Origin of the sequence: Trinickia mobilis, from assembly GCF_017315705.1 — a bacterium.
Classification (GTDB): Bacteria; Pseudomonadota; Gammaproteobacteria; order Burkholderiales; family Burkholderiaceae; genus Trinickia_A; species Trinickia_A mobilis.
In genome coordinates this window covers 209077-228966 of sequence record NZ_JAFLRF010000008.1, presented here as the reverse complement: position 1 = coordinate 228966, position 19890 = coordinate 209077, and the positions used below count along the sequence as shown (strand labels likewise).

Sequence of the window (19890 nt, the reverse complement as noted above, 5' to 3'; positions counted from 1 at the left end):
CGTACTAAAGCACCCGTCCCGCAGTGTCCGATCGACTCCTCATTGGGGGCATTGGCGAGGCGAACTTGGGAGTGGCAGCAACGAAGAGCGAGTGCACCGAAGAGCAGATTGCGTTCGCGCTAAAGCAGGCAGAGCCGGACACGCCGTTCCGGCGGTGTCCAGCTAAGCAGTCAGCGACATTCCGCGTCCATCTTCGATTCCTCAAGACGCGCGCAGCTTCGTAATGCGTCAACGCTAGAGATACGCTTGCTCACCGTGCAACTCGGCATCGAGTCCATGCCGTTCAGCCAAGGCATCGACCTTCACTGGCGTCACATGGTCGATGAGCCACAACATCGCGCCTGTAAAGATGAATGCCCAGGCACCGGACGCGATCACCGCAATGCACTCTTTGACAAAGAACGCGCTGCCGCCGAGCAACAGTCCGTCGGCACCCGCCGGATTCCAGGCTTTCGACGCAAATGCACCAAGCAGGATCGTGCCAGTCAACCCACCCACCCCGTGCACGCCCCACACATCGAGTGCGTCGTCGAGTTCGAGCTTGTTTTTTAGCGCGACTGCACCATAGCAGACTACCGCAGCGACAATCCCGATGATGGCGGCCATGCGCAGCGATACGTAACCGGCTGCGGGTGTGATTGTTGCGAGGCCCGCCACCGATCCAGTCAGCAAGCCAAGGAACTTCGGACACCCCACATCGAGCCATTCCATCAGCAACCAGCTGACCGCGGCGAATGAGGCTGCGACGTCGGTATTGAGGAACGCCGATGCGGTCACCGCATCGATGCGCAGTTCGGAGCCGGCATTGAAGCCATACCAGCCAAACCAGAGCAGCCCCGTCCCGAGCGCGATCGACGGCACGTTATGAGGCTTGTGCGTCATCTCCTGGCGGCGGCCTACGTAGAGCACCGACGCGAGCGCCGCAAACCCGGCCGTGTTATGCACCACGATGCCGCCGGCAAAGTCAAGAACACCCCATTTCGCCAAAATTCCATTCGGATTCCACACCATGTGAACGAACGGGAAGTACACGAAGATGAGCCAGCCGGTGAGGAATAGAAAATAGGCCTTAAAGGTTACGCGATTGGCGAATGCACCCGTGATCAGCGCCGGCGTGATGATCGCGAACATCATCTGATACGCGATATGCACAAAGAGAGGAAGACCGGCATTGTTGCCCGTATACATCGTATGCAGGTTGACGCCGCGCAGGAACGCGTAGTATGCCGGGTTGCCGATGACGCCGTGCCAAGTCGGGCCAAAGCACATCGAATAGCCAAACGCAAACCAAAGCACTGTCGTCCACGCGAGAGAGACGAAGCTTTGCATCATGATAGAAAGCACGTTCTTGCGCTCAACCAGACCGCCGTAGAAGAATGCAAGTCCAGGCGTCATCAGCATGACGAGACTCGCGCAGAGCAGCATAAATGCCGTATTACCTGTGTCAATGGCCATCAGCGGGATTGGCATAGCAGCACCCGTAATCAGTCAACTCAATTAATTGGAAAATTGTTTAGGTGCGAGGAACGGCGTCAACACGAGCATTCCGAGCGCAACGATAAACAGAAGCCAAACTGGAGCCTGAAAGGCGCCGGTGGCATCTCGCAGTGCCCCGACAAGCCAAGGCCCGGCGGCGGCAAGCAGGTAACCCACGGTCATGACGAATGCATTCCACGTGTTGGCTTCGTCCGCGCTATGTACGCTGTCGAGTGGCAAGGTCATCCCGAGTGTGAAGCCGCCGCCCAAACCAAACGCAGCAATGCCAATCCAAACGTGGGGCATGAGTAGCGGCGCCAATGCCAGCCCCAGAGTCCCCGCTCCCGCGAGCAACGCACTAGCCGCGAGCCACCCGCGACGGTCATGCGCCCGGCTCAACAACCCGAACACCGGAATCGCAATCGTGAACGCCACCGTGTACGTTGCAAGCACGAGGCCTGCCGATGCTGCGGATAGGCCATGCTCCCGATACATCGGTGAAGTCCAGGCCAACAACGCAAAGAACAAGAGATTGTCGCAAGCGAAAAACAATGCGGCCAGCCACGCTGTCCGGTTCGTCAGCGGTAATCGTGCAGCCCTTAGGGTCTTGGCTGTAGCGGTTGCGAGCTCCCGCCTTTCCCACACGAGGATTGCAAGCGCCGCGAAAATCGCAATCAGCGCCACGGGACTCCAAATACCTGTTCCAACGCGCCATCCGTTTGATCCGTTTGCGCGCGCAAGCGCGGCAATCGGGCCAGTCGCCGCAGCGGAGACCGTGGTGCTGCCCGCGAGCGAGGTCGCATAGATGCTCATCATCATCGCGACCTTCGTTGGGAACCTGGCCTTGATAATTCCGGCGAACAGCGTTCCTGATATCGCGATTCCGGCTCCCACGCCTGCTGTAGTCACCAGCAGCATCGCGACGTTCGATACGAATGAGCGCGCCACCATGGAAACAAACAGCAGCACGAGAGACGCAAGCAACACCCCATTTCTTCCGAATCGCCGCGCCAGCCACGGGGTCGGCAGCGCCAACAGACCCATCAGCAGAGTCGGGATGGTCGTCAGCAACGACGCCGTTGCATGCGAAAGTGAAAACGCTTGGCTGATGCGCGGCAGGACCGGGCCAATCGACGCGATGCCGGGTCGAAGCGCCATCGCGATGACGACCATCGCCACGACGAGCCATGCTGCTTTTCTCGCATCAGCCGATTTTTCGTGAGTCGTTTTGACATCGCGAATCTCTGCCACAGAACCATTCGTCACGATGGCGTCGTAGCCGTCGCCGCGACGGTCTGGCATCGCTCCGGTATCTTTCATTGGAATTCTCGTTCGAAGCCGTTAAATCTCGGGGAACACGGCTCTCCGCATCACAATGTGCGATCCGAAGAAATACCGCGGGAGTCATTCACCCAAGAATGACTCCCGCAGTTTCTTCAGAACGGCTTGGTCGGCAGATATTTACCGTTCAGCGTGATGACGGCACGCTTGCCGCCTTCCGGATCGTCGATGGCCTGGATGTCCATCTTGAAGTTGATCGCGCTGATGACACCGTCGCCGAGCTTTTCGTGAATCAGCGCTTTCAGCGTCGAACCGTAGACCTGCACCATTTCGTAGAAACGGTACATCGTCGGATCGGTCGGCACGCCGTTCGGAATGCTGCCGCGCAGCGGGATGGCCTGCAGCAGACGGATCGCGTCCTCGCCGAGATCGAGCTTCTTGGCGACCACCTTCGCGGCATCGGCCGGCAGCGGGTGCTGGCCGAGCAGCGCGGCGGTGACGAACGCGACGTTGAGGCCGGTGCCTTCGTTGATCTGTTCGAACGTCAGGTTCTTGCGGATCTTCGCCTCCATGATCACGTCGGTCAGCGCTTGACGGGGCGCCTGGCTATGTAGGGATTGCGGCATAACGATGCTCCTTGAGTTGAAAAGCAGTTGAGATCAGGCAACGAGGTTGAGTCGAGCCGGGGTTGCACACGCAAGCGGATGTTCCGCGAGCGAAACGAAATGGCCCGTCGTGCCATCGAGCGTGTCGATCGAGCCGGTTTCGATGTCGTAGACCCAGCCGTGCAGCGCGAGACTGTCGCGGTCGAGCGCGAGCCGCACGGAAGGATGGGTCTTGATGTTGGCGAGCTGGGCGATCACGTTTTCGCGGACCATCGAGTCGACCCGGTCGCGTTCGCTCTTGTGCTCCCGCACCTCGCTGACGACCTTCGCGGAATCCGCGTAATGCAGCCAGTTGCGCACGGCCGGCATATGGTCCATGCACTTGCAGGTGGCGATCGCCGTCATTGCGCCACAATCGGAGTGACCGCAGATCACGACGTCGGTGACGCCGAGCCCGGCGACCGCGTATTCGACCGTGGCGGTCACGCCGCCCGGTTCCGGGCCGTACGACGGCACGATGTTGCCGGCGTTGCGGATCACGAACAGGTCGCCCGGCTCGCGCTGCGTGACGAGTTCCGGTACGAGCCGGCTGTCCGAGCATGAAATGAACAAGGTGCGCGGGTGCTGGCTCGTGGCCAGCTGCTTGAAAAGCTCGGAGCGCTGCGGAAACGCGTCGCGCTGGAACTTCAGGAAGCCATCGATGATGTCTTGCATGTTTCGCTCCATCTGGGTCTTGGTCGAGAACCGATGGACGAAGAATGCGTCGCTCAAACTATAGTGTCCAAGACCGGTTTATTATTCTGTCTATAGGCAATGCCAATAGTTTGGAGGGTTTCATGCTGCTCCGGCACATTCGGTACTTTCTGGCAGTCGCGGAACACCGTAATTTCACGCGTGCGGCCGAGGCGCTGCACGTGTCGCAGCCAACGCTGTCGCAGCAGATCAGGCAGCTCGAGGACGCGCTGCGCGTGCAATTGCTCGACCGGTCCGGCCGTACGATCCAGCTGACCGACGCCGGCACGGCGTATGCGCGCTATGCGCAGCGCGCGTTGCAAGACCTCAAGGCGGGCGAGCGGGCGATCCACGACGTGCAGGAATTGAGCCGCGGCTCGCTGCGCCTCGCGATGACCCCGACGTTCACCGCTTACCTGATCGGTCCGCTGCTGGAGAAGTACAACCGCCGCTATCCGAACATCACGCTGAACATCGCCGAAATGCCGCAGGACCGGATGGAAGCGTTGTTGAACGAAGATGTGCTCGATGTCGGCATCGCATTCGACAATACGCGTTCTCTAGACATCGAGACCGAGGTGCTGTTCGTCGAAGCTCTGGCGATGGTCGTCGGCAAGTCGCATCCCTACGCGAAGAAGCGCGCGGCGTTGACGCTTCGCGAGTTCGAGAGCGAAACGCTGGTGCTGCTTAACGAAGAGTTTGCAACCCGCCACTACATCGATCGATATTGCAGGCAGCACGGCGTCGCGCCGCACATTGCCATGGAAGTCAATTCGATCAGCGCGGTGATCGAGATCGTGCTCCGGAGCACGATTGCAACGCTGCTGCCAGCCGCGATTGCACGCGCGCACAGCGAACTGCGTCTGGTGGCCCTGGAGCCGGCGCTGCCGCAGCGAACCGCCGCGTTGCTGCTGCGCAAAGGTGCGTATCGAAGCGCGGCAACACGGGCATTCATTGCGCTTGCGCTTGAGGAAAGCGCAACTGAACTGGGCGTCCGACGGGCAAACGCGGCGTCGTAAAGCGAAAACGTGTGTCTTGCCGCGGGGCGATCCATGCTGCCGACGTACGAACTCGTGCTGAACGCCGGTCACACATTCAACGTACTCGATGCGCGCGAACTCCGCGAAAGAGTAAAGGACCGGTATAAGACCAAAGTCCAATGGCCTTCGACTGACGTGACTGCCAATATTGACATGAGTAAAAGAGGGGCTGCTGCCGCGTGCCAAGGCGCATGCGGATCGGCGAATATGTGCTCGCGCGGGCGGGCGGAACGGAGAGTGAGGCGATGATGAAGAGCATATGTCCTCTGCTGGCCATGATCGCATTGGCCGCCTGCGCTGTCACAACCCAACAACCGCTTTCAGACATCGAAAAGGCGCCGAAATCAGGGTTTCTGAGCGATTATTCCCTGCTGCAGCCGGGCAAGGAAGGCCAGGTGCGGCTTCGCTACGTCAATCCGAATACAAATTGGAATTCCTACACCGGAATCTTCATCGAACCGGTGGCGTTCATCACGGATGCCGACGCACATGTCGACCCGAAGGATGAGCAGGTATTGTCGACGTATTACTACAACACGTTGAAGACGCACCTATCGGAAGTGCTGCCGATCGTCGAACAGCCAGGCCCGCAAGTCCTGGTCGTCCGCGCCGCCCTGACTAAAGTGACAACCGCGACGCCGGGACTGCGCACCTTCTCCGTGGTCATCCCGCAGGCCCGGTTGCTAAATGCGGCGCAGAGCGTCGCGACGGACAGCTATGCCTTCGTCGGGTCGGCGCAGAGCGAAGGCGAGATCAAGGACGGTGGAACCGGGCAGATTCTCGCCGAAGCGGTGGACGGCCGCGCCGGCGGAATGAGCATCAAGAATGCAGGTGTCTGGAAATGGGGCGACGCAGAGAATGTGATGGACTATTGGGCGGAACTGACGGCCAAACGCCTGAAGGAATTCAGGTCAGGCACCCCGGCCTCGTAATGCGTCGTTAGTTTGCCGACTGACATCCGCGAACGTCTGCTCCACGCCTGCGGATTCAACCGGTGGATGCAATGGTTTGCTGAAATCGTTCGGCTGGCGCTTCGTAGTTCAGGGTCTTCCTCGGACGCTCATTCAATCGCCTGGCAACAGCATTGTGTTGCCTGTGAATACACGGACAGATCAGCGACACTTGAACGCCGGTTCGGGACGAGCTTCAGGCAACCATGTACGTTCTTGAGAGCGGCCTCCCGATAGCCCACTTCGGCTCTGGAGCGCTGTGAATGGATCGGTAAATCTACACGCTACGCGCGGCTGTAAGTGATCCTAAGGAATAAAGTCAGTCACGGCCCGTTTCGAAATGCGGGCTGTAGGATGTTGGCCTGCGACTGAAGCGCTTGCAGAATAAGCAGGGGTGAGGCCATCGGCAGGGCGCGGGCGCAAATTCATTTTGGTGGCAGAGCCTGACACTCGCGCTGGACGGGTCCGCGCCGCGCGGGTGGCGCCGTCCTGACCGAGCAGGACATGGTCCTGAGAGATCAGCTGGGCAAGGGTGTCCCCCTCAGCGGCCGTTTCTGTGTGCCGGCCGGATCTATCGGCACGTGGCGACGCCTCGGCATGCATCGAGCCGCGCCAGGCTTCGGTGGGGGCGTGGGGACTTTCGATGTCGTCGGGGAAAGACTACCGGTGCTCGTGGGCGCCGGTGGCCCGGACACGCGCGAAGTGCTGCGCAAGATCGAGTATTACGGCCGCTGGAATTGCGCCGGGTACCTGGTCTCTCCGCCGTCATATGCTTGAGCGCCGGCGGAGCGGGGCGGGATCCTGGCGAGCACTCACGTTTGCGCGGACGTGCTCGCAGAGGTCCTCATCCCTGATGAACGCGGACCGTGAAGCGGACGCTCGGACGCAGTTCTCGCGCATGAGCGCGATCTCGCGGCTGTTGTTTTCCGCGCCGAACCCTGTCCTCTCGAACCTATTTTTTACGCGAATTTTGCGGGAAGAGTGAAACTTTTTCGGTGAATCTCGGTGGGACTCTCCATAAAATTGTCGAGTTCCATGGAGGGGCGAAGCGCGCCCCTATTCAATCGTTTAGGGCAATTCGGGAGTAACAGTAAGTGAAAAATAAGATTATCGTCGGCGTGGCAGCTTTGTCCGTGTTTGCTACGACGGCTCATGCGCAGAGCAGCGTCACCCTTTATGGCTTGATCGACTCGGGTATCGTCTATACGAATAACCAAGGTGGCAGCAGCACCTGGCAGGAACAAAGCAGCATGCTGTCGAACGAGGTATGGGGCCTGAAGGGCAGCGAAGACCTCGGCGGCAGTCTGCATGCGATCTTCCGACTCGAAAACGGCTTTAACATCCAAAACGGCCGGACCACCTACTCGGGCACAATGTTCGGCCGCCAGGCTTACGTCGGTCTGCAGAGCGACAAATATGGAACGCTGACGCTCGGTCGGCAGTACGACGCGGTGGTCGATGATCTTGGGGCGATCGCACTAGCGAACTACGGGGATGGAAACAACTTGGCCGCGCATCCGTTCGATAACGACAACGTCGACGATTCGTTCTATATCAACAACTCCGCCAAGTACGTGAGCCCGACGTACAACGGACTGCAGGGTGAGGCGCAGTACGGCTTCAGCAATGCAGCCGGCGCGTTTTCGAACAATCGGGCCTATAGCGCTGGTGTGACTTACAGCAACGGTCCGATCAATTTAGCGGCCGCCTACCTCCAGCTCAATAACGGGGGCTTGACCGCGAGCGGGGCGCTGACGAGCAACGACTTCGTAAGCTTCCCCGCCGCGCGGCAGCGGGTAATGGGAGTAGGTGGCAACTACGCGTTCGGTCCGACAATTGTCGGCCTGCTCTGGACGCATACGTTGCTCGACAATACGCAGCCCGGTGCGAACTCCGTGATCCTGCAGCCGTTCAACACCCTGCACTTCGATAACTATGAAGTCAACGTACGCTATACGATGACCCCTTCGATCTCGTTCGCTGGCGCATACACCTTCACCCAAGGTGCCTTCGACAGTGACACCGGTTCGGCAAACCCGAAGTGGCATCAGGTGACGCTGATGGCGGACTATTCGTTCAGCAAGCGCACGGATGTCTATCTCGAGGGTGTCTATCAACATGCGTACGGTGCTGGCGGTACCGCGTTCGAGGGTGCGTATATCAACGGCTTATCGCAGTCCTCGACAGGCAATCAAGTTGCAGCGACTGTGGGCATTCGGACGCGCTTCTAGAGGTCGCTGATTTCTTTGAGGCTAGACACTCGAGAAGACGCTGAAGAAAGTCGGGGCACTCCAGCATTCGCTGCCCCGACATTCGGCGAGCTGATGGCGCACCTGCTTCAGGGCGACCGGACCATTGAGCCGTCGGAGTGCTTGCCTTCCATAGACGGCGGCAAGGGTCATCACTCCATACGCGACCATCCCGCTGCGTGAGTGACGGCAGCAGCCGACAAGCTGCGTTGCCCGCGACGTCGCTGCCGCTGTCCCCGGAGGCATTGAGATCACAGCAACGGGCGTTCCACGCCGCCTGCTTATCCAGGGTTCTGCTTTCGGCTCCTCAAGCGTAGGGCCGCCATCAAGCAACAAATCGGCCACCGACAGCTTCGCGCCAGTCGGGATAAATACGTACGAAGAACTGGCGGGCGGCGCCGTTAATCCAGCCACGGCACCCACTCCTGCGTGATGTGCCGGCCGTTCGTTTCACGGCCTGTCGGCTGGGAGCATGCCTATGGACGTAACGCCAATACCGTTGGCGCCCGCTCGGCGCCCGGGCGGGTCGCTTGCGATTTTGTGGTGCCGCTTCGCCCCTATGCAGCTGGCAAGCCTGATGGTAATCGCGGCCCTGTGGATAGCGTTGGGCGCGCTGACGGTTTGGGATGCCCGCTCCGAACTCCGAACCGCGCGTGCCGGCACAACCGCCCTGGCCGATGTGCTGTCCGCCCATACCGCCCGAGTGCTGCGCGAGGCCGAGCAGGTGGCTGCGTTCGTCGCGCTGCAGGTGCGCAACGATGGGGCGGCGGTCCCGCTCGCTCAATATGCCGACAAGGGCATCCTGAAGCTCGACGTGTTCGCGCAAGTCGCGGTGATCGACGCGCATGGCATCCTTCGGGCCTCGACGTTTCCCGGGTTCAAGGCGATCGACCTCTCCGACCGGGAGCACTTCCGAATCCACGTGCACGACCCGAGCACCGCGCTGATGGTCGGCAAGCCGCTGATCGGCCGCAGTACCGGGAAAGCCTCGATCCATCTGTCGCAGCGCATCGACGGCCGCGATGGCAGCTTTCTCGGCGTGGTCGTCGTTTCGGTCGAACCGGCCTACTTCACCGAGCTTTATAACGAACTGCGCCTCGGCAGCAACGGGATCGTGTTCGTGGTCGGCACAAACGATTACGGGGTCCGCGCACTGCACGCCGGCCGGGACAACTCGTTCGGCGGGACGCTCGCACCGGACGACGCCCTGCGCCGTGCGCTTCAGCATTCGCGGTCGGGCACGCTGCGCATGCCGTCATGCGTCGACGGCACCGACACGGTCATCAGCTATCAAACGCTCAAAGACTACCCCCTCGCGGTGGCGGTGGGCTATTCGACCGCTGAGTACCTGTCGGCGTGGCGCACGCGAAGCGCTTCCCTGCTGGCCGCGGCCGTTCTTCTGACTGCGCTGATCCTGGTAACCGACCGCCGGACCACACGGCGAGCCGCAGCGCTCAGGGACAGCGAGCGACGCTATCGCCAGTTGATCGAGCGCGCGCCATACGCCGTGCTCGTGCAGCGCGCCGAAACCATTGCGTTTGCCAATCCGAAGGCCCTGTCCACGTTGGGCGCGAGGTCCGAAGCCGAATTGCTCGGCCGGCCGATCACCCATTTCGTGCATGTCGATCAGCGCCCGGGCGTCGGCGACCGGACCAAGGGCCGGATTCACGACGGCGTCGTGGCCGAACCGGCCGAGCAAACGTGGGTTCGCCTGGACGGGTCGAAGATCTTCGTGGAAGTGACGGCGGTCCCCTACGAAGAGGACGGCGAGGACGGCGAGCCCGGCGCGATCGTGCTGCTGCACGACATGACCGGGCGCAAGGAGGCGGAAGCTCAGCGCGACCGGCTCTTCGAGCTTTCCCTGGATCTCATCTGCATTGCCTCGTCGGACGGTTACTTCAGGCGCGTCAATCCGGCGTTCTCGGAGGTGCTGGGGTGGGCCGAGGACGAGCTGTTGTCGCGCCCGTTCATCGAGTTCGTCGTGCCGGTCGATCGGCAAGCCACGAGCCAGGCGATTCAGGAGCACCGCTCGGGAGCGCCGATCGAGCACCTGGAAGTCCGCTTCGTATGCAAGGACGGCTCCGTCCGATGGCTGGCCTGGAATGCCGTGGTCTTGCCCGACGGCACCGCGTATGCGACCGCGCGCGACGTGACGGAAAGCCGCAACGCCCAACGGCTGCTCGAGCAAGCGCGCTCGGACGCCGAAGCCGCTTCGCGCGCCAAGAGCGCGTTCCTCGCCATGATGAGCCACGAGATCCGCACGCCGATGAACGGCGTGATCGGCATGATCGAAGTGCTGACCCGCTCCGAGCTGTCGGGCGATCAGAAAGACATGGTCCGCACGATTCGCGATTCCGCTACGGCGCTGCTCAAGCTCATCGACGACATTCTCGACTTCTCCAAGATCGAGGCAGGCAAGCTGCAGGTCGAGTCCGCACCGGTGTGCGTGGAAGACCTGATCGATGGCGTATGCATGTCGCTTGCCACGGTCGCCGAGCAGCGCGCCGTCGCGCTGCGCACGTTCGTCTCGCCGGACCTGCCGGCTCTCGTGCTTTCGGACGACACGCGGCTCCGGCAGATCCTGTTCAACCTCGTCGGCAACGCGATCAAGTTTTGCGGCGACCGCGCGAGCGACCGCGGCCAAGTCTGGGTTCAGGCCCGGCTCGCCGCCGCCGCGCCGCTCGAAGTGCATTTCGAAGTGCGCGACAACGGCATCGGCATGTCGCCTGAAACGCTCGCGAAATTGTTCCGCCCTTTCAGCCAGGCCGAAGCGTCGACCACGCGCCGCTTCGGCGGCACTGGCCTGGGCCTGGCAATCTGCCACCGGCTCGTGGATTTGATGAACGGCGACATTTCGGTGACGAGCGAACCCGGTGCGGGTTCGACCTTCAGGGTGCGCTTGCCGTTGAAGCCGGCGCCGGGGCAGCCGGAGCGCAATGTGCCTGACCTGAGCGAGGTCACGTGCTGGGTGGCCGCGTCGCCGGACTACGAAAGCGCCGAAATCGTGAGCTATCTGCACAGCGCGGGCGCAACGGCCGGCGTGCTGCGCGATCTCGACCTCGCGAGGCGCGCGCTGCCGGCCACGCGCGGGCCAGCGGTGCTCCTGCACGATGGCCGCAGCGGCAGCGTCGAGCCGGATTCGAGCGGGGCCGGCATCGCGCCCCGGCAGTTCAGCCAGGTTCTGATCACGGCTGGGTACACGCTCGCGCCTGCCGCTCATGCCGAGAACGTCATTGCCATCGGCAGGCAGGCATTGCGCCGCCGCACGCTGCTCGATGCCGTGGCGATGGCGAGCGGCGCGATGCTCTGGCACGCGGCCGGCAGCATGCCGGCCGAGCGTGGGCGCAGCGCCATGCCGGAGCCTGCGCAACGGTCTGCGCATGCCGCCGGCTCGATCATCCTCGTCGCGGAAGATGACGCGATCAACCGGAAGGTGATCTCGAGACAACTGGCGCTGCTCGGCTATGCCGCCGAGATCGCGTCCCACGGCAAGGAAGCGCTGCGCATGTGGCAGCCGGGGCGCCACGCGCTGTTGCTGACCGACCTTCATATGCCGCATATGGACGGCTACCAGCTTGCCCAGGCCATCCGCGGCGAGGAGCAGCAGCACCAGCATCGGCGCATGCCGATCGTCGCGCTCACCGCCAACGCCATTCAGGGAGAAGCCAACCGGGCCAGGCAACTGGGCTTCGACGATTACCTGACGAAGCCGCTGAAGCTGAATCTGCTGCAGCAGGCGCTCGAACGCTGGATCGCACCGCCCGACACGTTGCCGTCGCCGAGCGCCGCATCGCCCTTGGCGCCGCCCGCCGCCTCGACGGTGGACATCGGCGTTCTGAAGGGCATCGTGGGCGACGACGCCGAGATCGTCAGCGAGCTCCTGACGGAGTATCTGGACTCCGCCGGCGGCCTCGCGGACGATCTCCGCCGGCACGCGCAGGAAGCCCTGCCTCGTGAAGTCGCCGCGGTCGCGCACAAGCTGAAATCGTCGTCGCGCTCGATCGGCGCGCTCGGTCTCGGGGACCTTTGTGCCCGGCTCGAGAACGTCGCGCGACAAGGCGATGCCGAACCCCTTTCCGAGCTGGTCGCTCAGTTCGATACCGCCTTCAGCGGCGTGAGCGACGAAGTGCATCGGCTATTGCAAACCATGACAGGAGCGTGACGAATGAAACGCAGTCCCTCGATCCTGGTAGCCACCCATGCGAGCGCGGACGCCGAGCTGGTCGCGCGTCTGCTCGCCGACGAATTCGACAACGTCCGCTTGTCGACGAAACCGGAATTCGCGGTGTCGGACTTCGAGAAGCATCTGCCGTCGATCCTGATTCTCAGCTTCGATACGCTCGAAGAAGCCGAGCGCTATTACCTCGGCCTGTACCGGCTCAGCAAAGTCATCCATACCGTCCCGCACAAGACGATCATCTTGTGCAACAAGGACGATCTCTGGCGCGTCTACGACCTTTGCAAGAAGCAGCAATTCGACGACTACGTGCTGTTCTGGCCGGTGACGAACGACGCGCCGCGGCTGAGAATGGCCGTGCATCACGCCGTGCGCTTGCTGGAGCCTCTGTCGCCCGATGCCGTGATGCCCGGACAACTCGCTGCCCATGCACGGCGCATGGCGACGCTCGAGCCGAAATTGGCCGAATTCACGCGGCAGTTCGCGCAGGAAATCGACAACACCACGGCCGCGGCCATTGCCGCCGAGCGCGCGGTGGACTTCGCGTTCGGTCTGGCGCCGGATGCCAAGGCCGGACCGGCCCGCGGGGCCGGGACGTCCGATGCGAACAGCGAGCCCGCCCCGGCCTCGGCCGACTTGCGGCAGCAGCTCCGATCGGTGGGGGCTTCGGTCGAAGCGCTGCGCCGGGTGATCGGGAACCTGACCGGCGCCATCGCCCCGCAACTCGAGGCGGCGCGAACGATGCGCGGCCTCGCCGAGCGCATGCGCCCCGTGGTCCTCGCCGTGGACGACGACGATTTCCAGCGCAAGCTGCTGCACAAGCTGCTTTCCGGCGCAGAGGTCGATCTGGCTTTTGCGGCCAGCGGCGCGGAAGCGCTCGCCATGATGTGGAAGCGGCGCCCCGATCTCGTGTTCATGGACGTGGAGCTGCCCGATCTCAACGGCGTCGAAGTCACGCGCCGGCTCAAGGCGGTCGAACAATTCGCCGAGATCCCCGTGATCATTACGACGGGACACAGCCAGAAGGCGATCGTGATGGAAAGCTTGACGGCCGGCGCAGCGGATTTTCTCGTCAAACCCTTCGATCGGGCGATCCTGCTCGATAAGCTCAAGACGTTCCTGCCGGGCAGCGTCGATGGATCGACTCAGCCCGAGGGCGGCATTGCCGCGTCTCCGAGCGTATCGGCGATGCCGTTGCCGAGCCACGCCGATGCGAAGCCGGCCGACCACAGGAACGCCGGCCGGCCGACATCATGAACACTCCCGCGCGCGCCACCAAGGTCCTCATCGTCGACGACGAGCCGTTCGCATTGAAGCTGCTGTCGCGGCAACTGAATCAGCTGGGCTTCGAAGAGGTGTTTTCATGCCAGCGCGCGCAGGAAGCGCTCGCGATGCTCGAAGATGGCGGCGAATCGATCGACCTGGTCTGCAGCGACCTGCAAATGCCGGAAATGGACGGCGTCGAATTCGTACGGCTGCTTGCGAGAGCGCGCTATGAAGGCAATCTCATGCTGGTGAGCGGCGAGAACCCACAGCTCTTGAAAAGCGCCGAGCGGCTCGCATCGGCCCAAGGGCTGCGCGTGCTGGGTTCGCTGACGAAGCCGCTGACCCAGGAACAGTTGCGGGAGTGCCTGAGCGGCGTGCCTCAGAGCGCGGGCAAGCCCGCGGAACATAGCGGTGCGTTTGACTTCGCGCCGGAAGACCTGAAGGCGGCCATTTCAAACGGCGAGATCGTCAACTACTACCAGCCCAAGGTCGCAACGGCGACGGGTGCCATCGTCGGGGCCGAGGCGCTCGTCCGGTGGCGGCACCCCCGGCTGGGCCTGATCGCACCGGCTTGCTTCATCGGCGTTGCCGAGGAGCATCGGTTCATCGACGAGCTGACGCACGGACTTCTCAAAGCGGCGCTAGCCTGCGCGCAGGAGTGGAAGAAGCTGTTCTCGCCGCACTTCAAGATCGCCATCAATTGCTCGATGGACAGCCTGAAGACACTGCAATTTCCGGAGGCGGTCGCGCGAATCGCGGAGGACGCCGGCGCCGAGCTGTCCGACCTGGTGGTCGAAGTGACCGAAACGCGGCTCACGGGCGACCGCGTGGCGTCGCTCGACGTCTTGACGAGACTGCGCCTGAAGGGTGCGAGCGTTTCGATGGACGAGTTCGGCACTCGCCAGTCCTCACTGTCGCAGCTTCGCGACGTGCCGTTCGACGAATTGAAGATCGACAGGAGTTTCGTGCAAGGCGCGCTGCGCGATGCGTCGCAGCGAGCGATCGTCGAGGCGAGCGTCACGCTCGCCAATCGGCTCGGCATCCGAACCGTCGCAACGGGCGTTGAGAATGTCGAGGATTGGACGTTCGTTCGGACCACCCGATGCGAAGTAGCGCAGGGATTCTTCATCGCCCGGCCGATGCCTGCGGACGACCTGCCGCGCTGGGCCGCGGACTGGCGGACTCGATTGCCGGATCTCTTGGCGGAAGCTTCTATTTGAATTCATCACAGCCGCATAACTTCCTATTGGAGTTCGACTGTTTGAAGGCGAAGCGCGAGCGATCGACTGGCTCGTCAAAGCGTTCTCGGCATGCGCGAGCGCGCCGCACGGCTCGGGGGCGAGATCCGCATCGGCACGGCGCCCGGGCAGGGATTTGGATTGACGGTCACATCGCCGCTCGCGGCGGTCGAAGCGAAGGAAATAGGGTGATACGTCGCGCGTCGCCTGCCTTGGGTTGGCGACTAGCGCGCGAACCGGATGTCGAGCGCGCGCAGGTAGGTTTGCAGGCCTGCGTCCTGCAACGGAATGACGTAGGCCACGTCGTCCGACTCGTTAAAGTGAGCGTGCCAGTAGCCCGGCGGCGTCACGAATGCCATGCCCGGCGTCCAGTCCACACGTACCGGATCGACGATGTTGCCTTCGGCGTCCAGCTCGGTGCCGACCAGCGTGTAAACACCGGGCTTGCAGGCAGGGATGAAGTCGAGTGCGATCGACTGGTGGCGGTGCGGCTTCTGCGTGCTGTTCGGGGCGACCATTCCGAACATCGCCCACATCGAGTGGGTCACGGTACGGGTCTGCGGAAAGTGCGTGTTGCCGAGCAATACGCTTACCCGGTTACGCCGCTGGGCGCCCGGTGCGCTCGCGACCTTGTCGAGCTCGGCCTTCGCCCTTGCGCCAGGATAGAGCGTTGGCGCGAAGCGGGCGCGCGCGACCTCGGCGCCCAGATAATTCAGCAGCGGACCATCGTTCACGTAGTAGATTCGTGCGGTCGTATCGGCAGCCAGCACCGTCTCGCCGCCGCCGGGCAGCGAGAAGAAGTCTCCCTTGCCGAACTGGAAGGCCACGTCCTGCTGCGTGACCGTGCCGGTGCCTTCCAGCACGTAGAACACTTGCGAGGTCGCATTCGGATTGACCGAGAACTTTTCGCCCGCGACGATGCGCAGGAAATTGGCCATCAGGCCAGGACCCGTTGCCGGGTAGCCGCAACCCAGCTCGGCGGACAGGTCCAACGGCACGATGCGCGTCGGACCGTCGTTATACAGCGACGCATGGAAGGACCGATACGGCACACGTGAGATCAGCTTCGCGCCAATGGGGTTTGCCGACGAGGTGTATTCAAAATATTCCGCATCTCGCGTGACCGCTTCGCCATTCGGCTGAAGGGTCGACGGTATCGTTTTGTCTAACATGATTGGGCTCCTGGAAATGATTCCTGCTCTGCACAGCAAACTGCGCCGGTGCAAACGACCGCATGTCGATGCATACCGGCGTTGGCTGGACTTTAGGAGCAATCCCGGCGCGCCAGAATCGCGCTACCCGGAAATCAGCTTTGCAGAAAGGGGATAACTGAAGCTGCCGTGTTGCTCTACACTGCGCAGGTCGCCGCCACGCCAGACTTTCTGCACATGGATTACTTCGCTGCAATACGCGCATTCCTTAGCGCCGCAGAGCTGGGGAGCTTCAGCAAGGCGGCGGTGAGGATCGAGGTGAAGACGTCGACAGTCTCCCGGCACATCAGCGAGCTCGAAAGCGACCTGGGCATTGCGCTGTTCAACCGATCCACCCGGGGGCTCGTCCTCACCGAAGGTGGACGCGTGTTTCGCGAGCAGGCGCTCGTGGTCGTCAAGAGCCTCGATGAGGCGCGCGAAGTCACCTCGTCACTCAATCGCTCGCCGCGCGGACTCTTGCGCGTGACGATGCCTTGTTCGTTTGGCCGCCGGCACGTGATCCGGCACCTGCCCGACTTCATGGACCGCTATCCGAAGATCGACGTCGATGTCGTCATGACTGACGAGGTGCTCAACATCATCGAGTCGCGCATCGATCTCGCGATCCGCATCGGCACTTTGCCCGACTCGCAACTGATGGCGCGGCAACTGGCGGCGCATCGACGCATCGTCTGCGCAAGTCCCGCCTATGTCGCGCATCGCGACGCGCCTGCCTCGCCCGCGGAACTGGAGGCGCATGACGTGCTGCGTTTTCCGCTCACGACGGACGACCGCTGGCTGCTCGTCAATCGCGTGCGCGGGACGAAGCCGGAAGAAGCGTCGGTGGTTCTGCATGGGCGGCTGCGCGTCGATGATACGGAGGCTGTGCTGGAGCTCGCGATGGCAGGGCGCGGCATTGCGTTGCTTCCGACATGGGCGGCCGGCGACGCATTGCGCGACGGCAAGCTGGTTCGGCTGTTGCCCGAATGGGAGGCGCAGCCGACGAAGGCGGTACCTGCCATATGGGCGGTTTATCCGCCGAAGAAGACGGTGTCGTCGAAAGTGCGGGCTTTCATCGATTTCTATGCGGAAGTCTTCAACCGCAAAGGTTACTGGGGCACGACACTCAGTGATTAAAGCGGATCACACTCTCAAGGTCGGCCTTTCAGTGCCGGGGGGGAATACACACCACGACCCGTCATCGTGCCTGAAGAAAAAAAACGCAAGCAAGCCGGTCGGATGCAACACTTCGACGCGCACATAGCGTCCTTGATTCGCACCAGTGCGACTAAACCGCGTGACGTGAGCCGGGATCGCCGGCGTGGGCGCCAGCCACTTTTCGACCAGCAAACGCAGAGACCTCTGACCGGCGTTCATCGTCTTCTCCTTCGACTTCTTTCCCCTCGCGCAATGGCGAGCGCATTTCTGCTACGAAACCGAGCGCGGAAACTCGCTCGCGGCTCGCTTTCGCCCAGCTAAACGCAGGGGTCATGCCAGTCTCGCGGCTGTGATATCAAGGCATTGATTTCATGGATATTTCTGTCAGTTGGCCGGCGCTTGAACGGGTGCCGGCTGCGCAAAGCGTTCGATTTTCGGACGGTGCTGTATTTCGCGCATAGAATCTAGACGCAGGTCCGCGCTCACACGGAGACAGCATGAAAGAGACAGGCACGCCAATGGACTGGTTTTCAAGTCCGGATCGGGACGCCAGCGTCATGCAGGCGTGGGAGCGTTTGATTCAAGGTGACAACCCGCCCTCCGGCGTCATACGTGGGGTCGTTGACGATTCCTGGCATCGCTGCCTCGACGGCCGGGTGGCTCCCGATTCGGCAGGCGCCCCGGCGCCGCTGGAGGAAGGGGCGCTGTTCGACTTGCGCGTGAGGAACGACCGCCTGATGCATGCCAGCGTGCCGCTTATCCAGCAGACACGCGAGTTCCTTTCGCAGACGGGGACCATTCTGCTGCTCGCGGATCCGGACGGCATGATCCTCGAACTGGCCGGCGACACGCGCATCGTCGAACCCGCAGGCGAGGTCCGGTTGATACCGGGTTGCAACTGGACCGAGCTCAGTTGCGGCACCAACGCGATCGGTACCGCCCTCGCTTTGCAGCAGCCGGTGCAGATCCATGGTTCCGAGCATTTCTGCGCGGGCATCAAGCAGTGGACGTGCTCTGCTACGGTGATCCGCGATCCGCTCGACGGCACCGTGCTCGGCGTACTCGATGCTTCTGGGCTTGCGCAAGCCTACAGCCAGCATAGCCTGGCGTTCATCGTCTCGATGGCCGGACGCATCGAGGGCCGGCTCGGCAAGTTCGCAATGGAGCGCCGCCTGCGTCTGATGGAGCGTTGCATGGCTTATTGCTCCGGTCGTACGGACGGCGTCGTCGTGGTGGACGAGTGCGGACGTCTCGTCAGAGCCAACCCGCAGGCGTCAGCCGCCTTTGCGCGGCTTGGCGCATCAGGCGCACTGGACAACGCTTTTCCGATCCCGGACATCGCCAGGATTGCCGGTGGCGCCATGTCGCCGCAATCACCGGCGTGGCTGCGCCTTGCAAGCATCGAACGAGTCACTGAAGGCGCGGATACGCTCGGCTTCATGTTGATTGCGCCGGCTGCCAGCCGGCGCCCCGCTGCGTTGTCCGACGCGATGCCGGCCGCCGACTCCACGTCTCGCGCGGCGTTCTCTCGCATTGTCGGCACGAGCCCTGCACTGCGGGCGGCTGTCCAGAAGGCGCAGCAACTGGCCAAAGCCTCGGTCCCGGTACTGCTGCTGGGCGAAACCGGCGTTGGCAAGGAGTTGTTCGCGCAAGGCATTCATCAAGCCAGCTCGAGGGCGGACGGCCCGTTCGTCGCGCTGAACTGCGGCGGCCTGTCCCGCGATTTGTTGAGCAGCGAGTTGTTTGGTTATGCAGAAGGCGCATTCACTGGCGCACGCAGGTCAGGCATGACAGGGAAGATCGAAGCGGCGAATCACGGCACGCTGTTCCTCGACGAGATCGGCGAAATGCCGCTAGACATCCAGCCGCATTTGCTGCGTGTGCTGGAAGAAGGGGAGATATACCGGTTGGGCGAAAACACGGCTCGCAAGGTCAGCTTCCGTCTGATCGCCGCAACGCATCGCGACCTGCGTGCAGACGTCGCCGACGGGAAATTCCGCATGGATCTGTATTACCGGCTGGCGGTCACGAACATCTCGATACCGCCGTTGCGCGAACGCAAGACGGATTTGCCCGAGATCATCGAGCACTGGTTGAGTGTCTCGCGCGAACGGTACGGCGTAACCCATGCCGTCTTCGACGACGCGGCGTATGAATGCCTGCTGAACTACGCCTGGCCCGGCAACGTCCGCGAAATGCGAAATGCGATCGAAGGCGCGGTGCTCATGGCCCGCGACGGAATCATGACAGTCGCCGAGCTGCCGCCGGAAATCGGCGCTTCGGCCATTTCTCCTGGAGGCGTTCGAGATGCGGCGTCCTCCGGGCTGGCTGCGCTTGCGCGCCAAAAGGTCCGCTCGCTGGAAACGGCAGAAGCAGAGTCGATTCGCCTTGCGATCCAGCAAAGTCAGGGCAACCTGACTCTGGCGGCCGCGCAGCTCGGCATAGCAAAAAGCACGCTGTATCAGAAGATCCGGAAGTACGCCTTGGCGCGCGACCTTAGCGTCACCCGGCGCGTCAGCCGATGACGT

General features: G+C 62.5%; 14 protein-coding genes and 1 pseudogene. 9 read left to right on the top strand and 6 right to left on the bottom strand.

What is annotated here, in order from left to right; genetic code table 11:
• Positions 1-234: 234 nt before the first annotated feature.
• From J3489_RS13955 to J3489_RS13940, 4 genes are all read right to left on the bottom strand, one after another.
• Entirely contained in the window at positions 235-1425 is a 1191-nt protein-coding gene (locus J3489_RS13955; RefSeq protein WP_255555069.1) for an ammonium transporter, read from the bottom strand.
• Positions 1426-1497: 72 nt separating this feature from the next.
• Entirely contained in the window at positions 1498-2796 is a 1299-nt protein-coding gene (locus J3489_RS13950; protein ID WP_206998924.1) for an MFS transporter, read from the bottom strand.
• A gap of 116 nt (positions 2797-2912) precedes the next feature.
• Positions 2913-3383 carry a cyanase gene (gene cynS / locus J3489_RS13945; RefSeq protein WP_206998922.1) on the bottom strand — a complete coding sequence of 157 codons (471 nt, stop codon included), beginning with the start codon at positions 3381-3383 and terminating at the stop codon, positions 2913-2915.
• 33 nt (positions 3384-3416) lie between these two features.
• Positions 3417-4076, bottom strand: a complete 660-nt coding sequence (locus tag J3489_RS13940) for a carbonic anhydrase (protein WP_206998920.1) — start codon at positions 4074-4076, stop codon at positions 3417-3419.
• Positions 4077-4198: 122 nt separating this feature from the next.
• Between J3489_RS13940 and cynR the strand changes: the two genes are divergently transcribed.
• Together cynR and J3489_RS13930 are read left to right on the top strand one after the other, a co-directional pair.
• Complete coding sequence (cynR, locus tag J3489_RS13935; protein ID WP_206998918.1) at positions 4199-5113, top strand: transcriptional regulator CynR; 915 nt, start codon at positions 4199-4201, stop codon at positions 5111-5113.
• 212 nt (positions 5114-5325) lie between these two features.
• Positions 5326-6066 (top strand): DUF3313 domain-containing protein, encoded by a 741-nt coding sequence (locus J3489_RS13930; RefSeq protein ID WP_206998916.1) that lies wholly within the window; start codon positions 5326-5328, stop codon positions 6064-6066.
• Between the two features lie 55 nt (positions 6067-6121).
• Here the strand turns inward: J3489_RS13930 and J3489_RS13925 are convergent.
• Positions 6122-6248 (bottom strand): annotated as a pseudogene (locus tag J3489_RS13925) (IS30 family transposase); the annotation flags it as partial.
• Positions 6249-6588: 340 nt separating this feature from the next.
• Between J3489_RS13925 and J3489_RS13920 the strand changes: the two are divergent.
• From J3489_RS13920 to J3489_RS13900, 5 genes are all read left to right on the top strand, one after another.
• Complete coding sequence (locus J3489_RS13920) at positions 6589-6861, top strand: hypothetical protein (protein WP_206998914.1); 273 nt, start codon at positions 6589-6591, stop codon at positions 6859-6861.
• A 317-nt stretch (positions 6862-7178) separates the two neighbouring features.
• Positions 7179-8315 carry a porin gene (locus J3489_RS13915; protein WP_206998912.1) on the top strand — a complete coding sequence of 379 codons (1137 nt, stop codon included), beginning with the start codon at positions 7179-7181 and terminating at the stop codon, positions 8313-8315.
• 595 nt (positions 8316-8910) lie between these two features.
• Positions 8911-12495, top strand: coding sequence for a PAS domain S-box protein (locus tag J3489_RS13910; RefSeq protein WP_206998911.1), 3585 nt, complete (start codon positions 8911-8913; stop codon positions 12493-12495).
• Between the two features lie 3 nt (positions 12496-12498).
• The gene (locus J3489_RS13905) at positions 12499-13767 is read left to right on the top strand and encodes a response regulator (RefSeq protein ID WP_206998910.1); all 1269 of its coding nucleotides are present in this window, start codon (positions 12499-12501) and stop codon (positions 13765-13767) included.
• Entirely contained in the window at positions 13764-14996 is a 1233-nt protein-coding gene (locus J3489_RS13900; protein WP_206998909.1) for an EAL domain-containing response regulator, read from the top strand. Before J3489_RS13905 ends, J3489_RS13900 begins: the two co-directional genes overlap by 4 nt.
• Before the next feature lie 242 nt (positions 14997-15238).
• On the opposite strand, the gene J3489_RS13895 is transcribed toward J3489_RS13900, so the two are convergent.
• Entirely contained in the window at positions 15239-16186 is a 948-nt protein-coding gene (locus tag J3489_RS13895) for a cupin domain-containing protein (RefSeq protein ID WP_206998908.1), read from the bottom strand.
• A 216-nt stretch (positions 16187-16402) separates the two neighbouring features.
• Between J3489_RS13895 and J3489_RS13890 the strand changes: the two genes are divergently transcribed.
• Complete coding sequence (locus J3489_RS13890; protein WP_206999038.1) at positions 16403-17341, top strand: LysR family transcriptional regulator; 939 nt, start codon at positions 16403-16405, stop codon at positions 17339-17341.
• Positions 17342-17859: 518 nt separating this feature from the next.
• Positions 17860-19887 carry a sigma-54-dependent Fis family transcriptional regulator gene (locus tag J3489_RS13885; protein WP_242540007.1) on the top strand — a complete coding sequence of 676 codons (2028 nt, stop codon included), beginning with the start codon at positions 17860-17862 and terminating at the stop codon, positions 19885-19887.
• Positions 19888-19890: the final 3 nt, after the last annotated feature.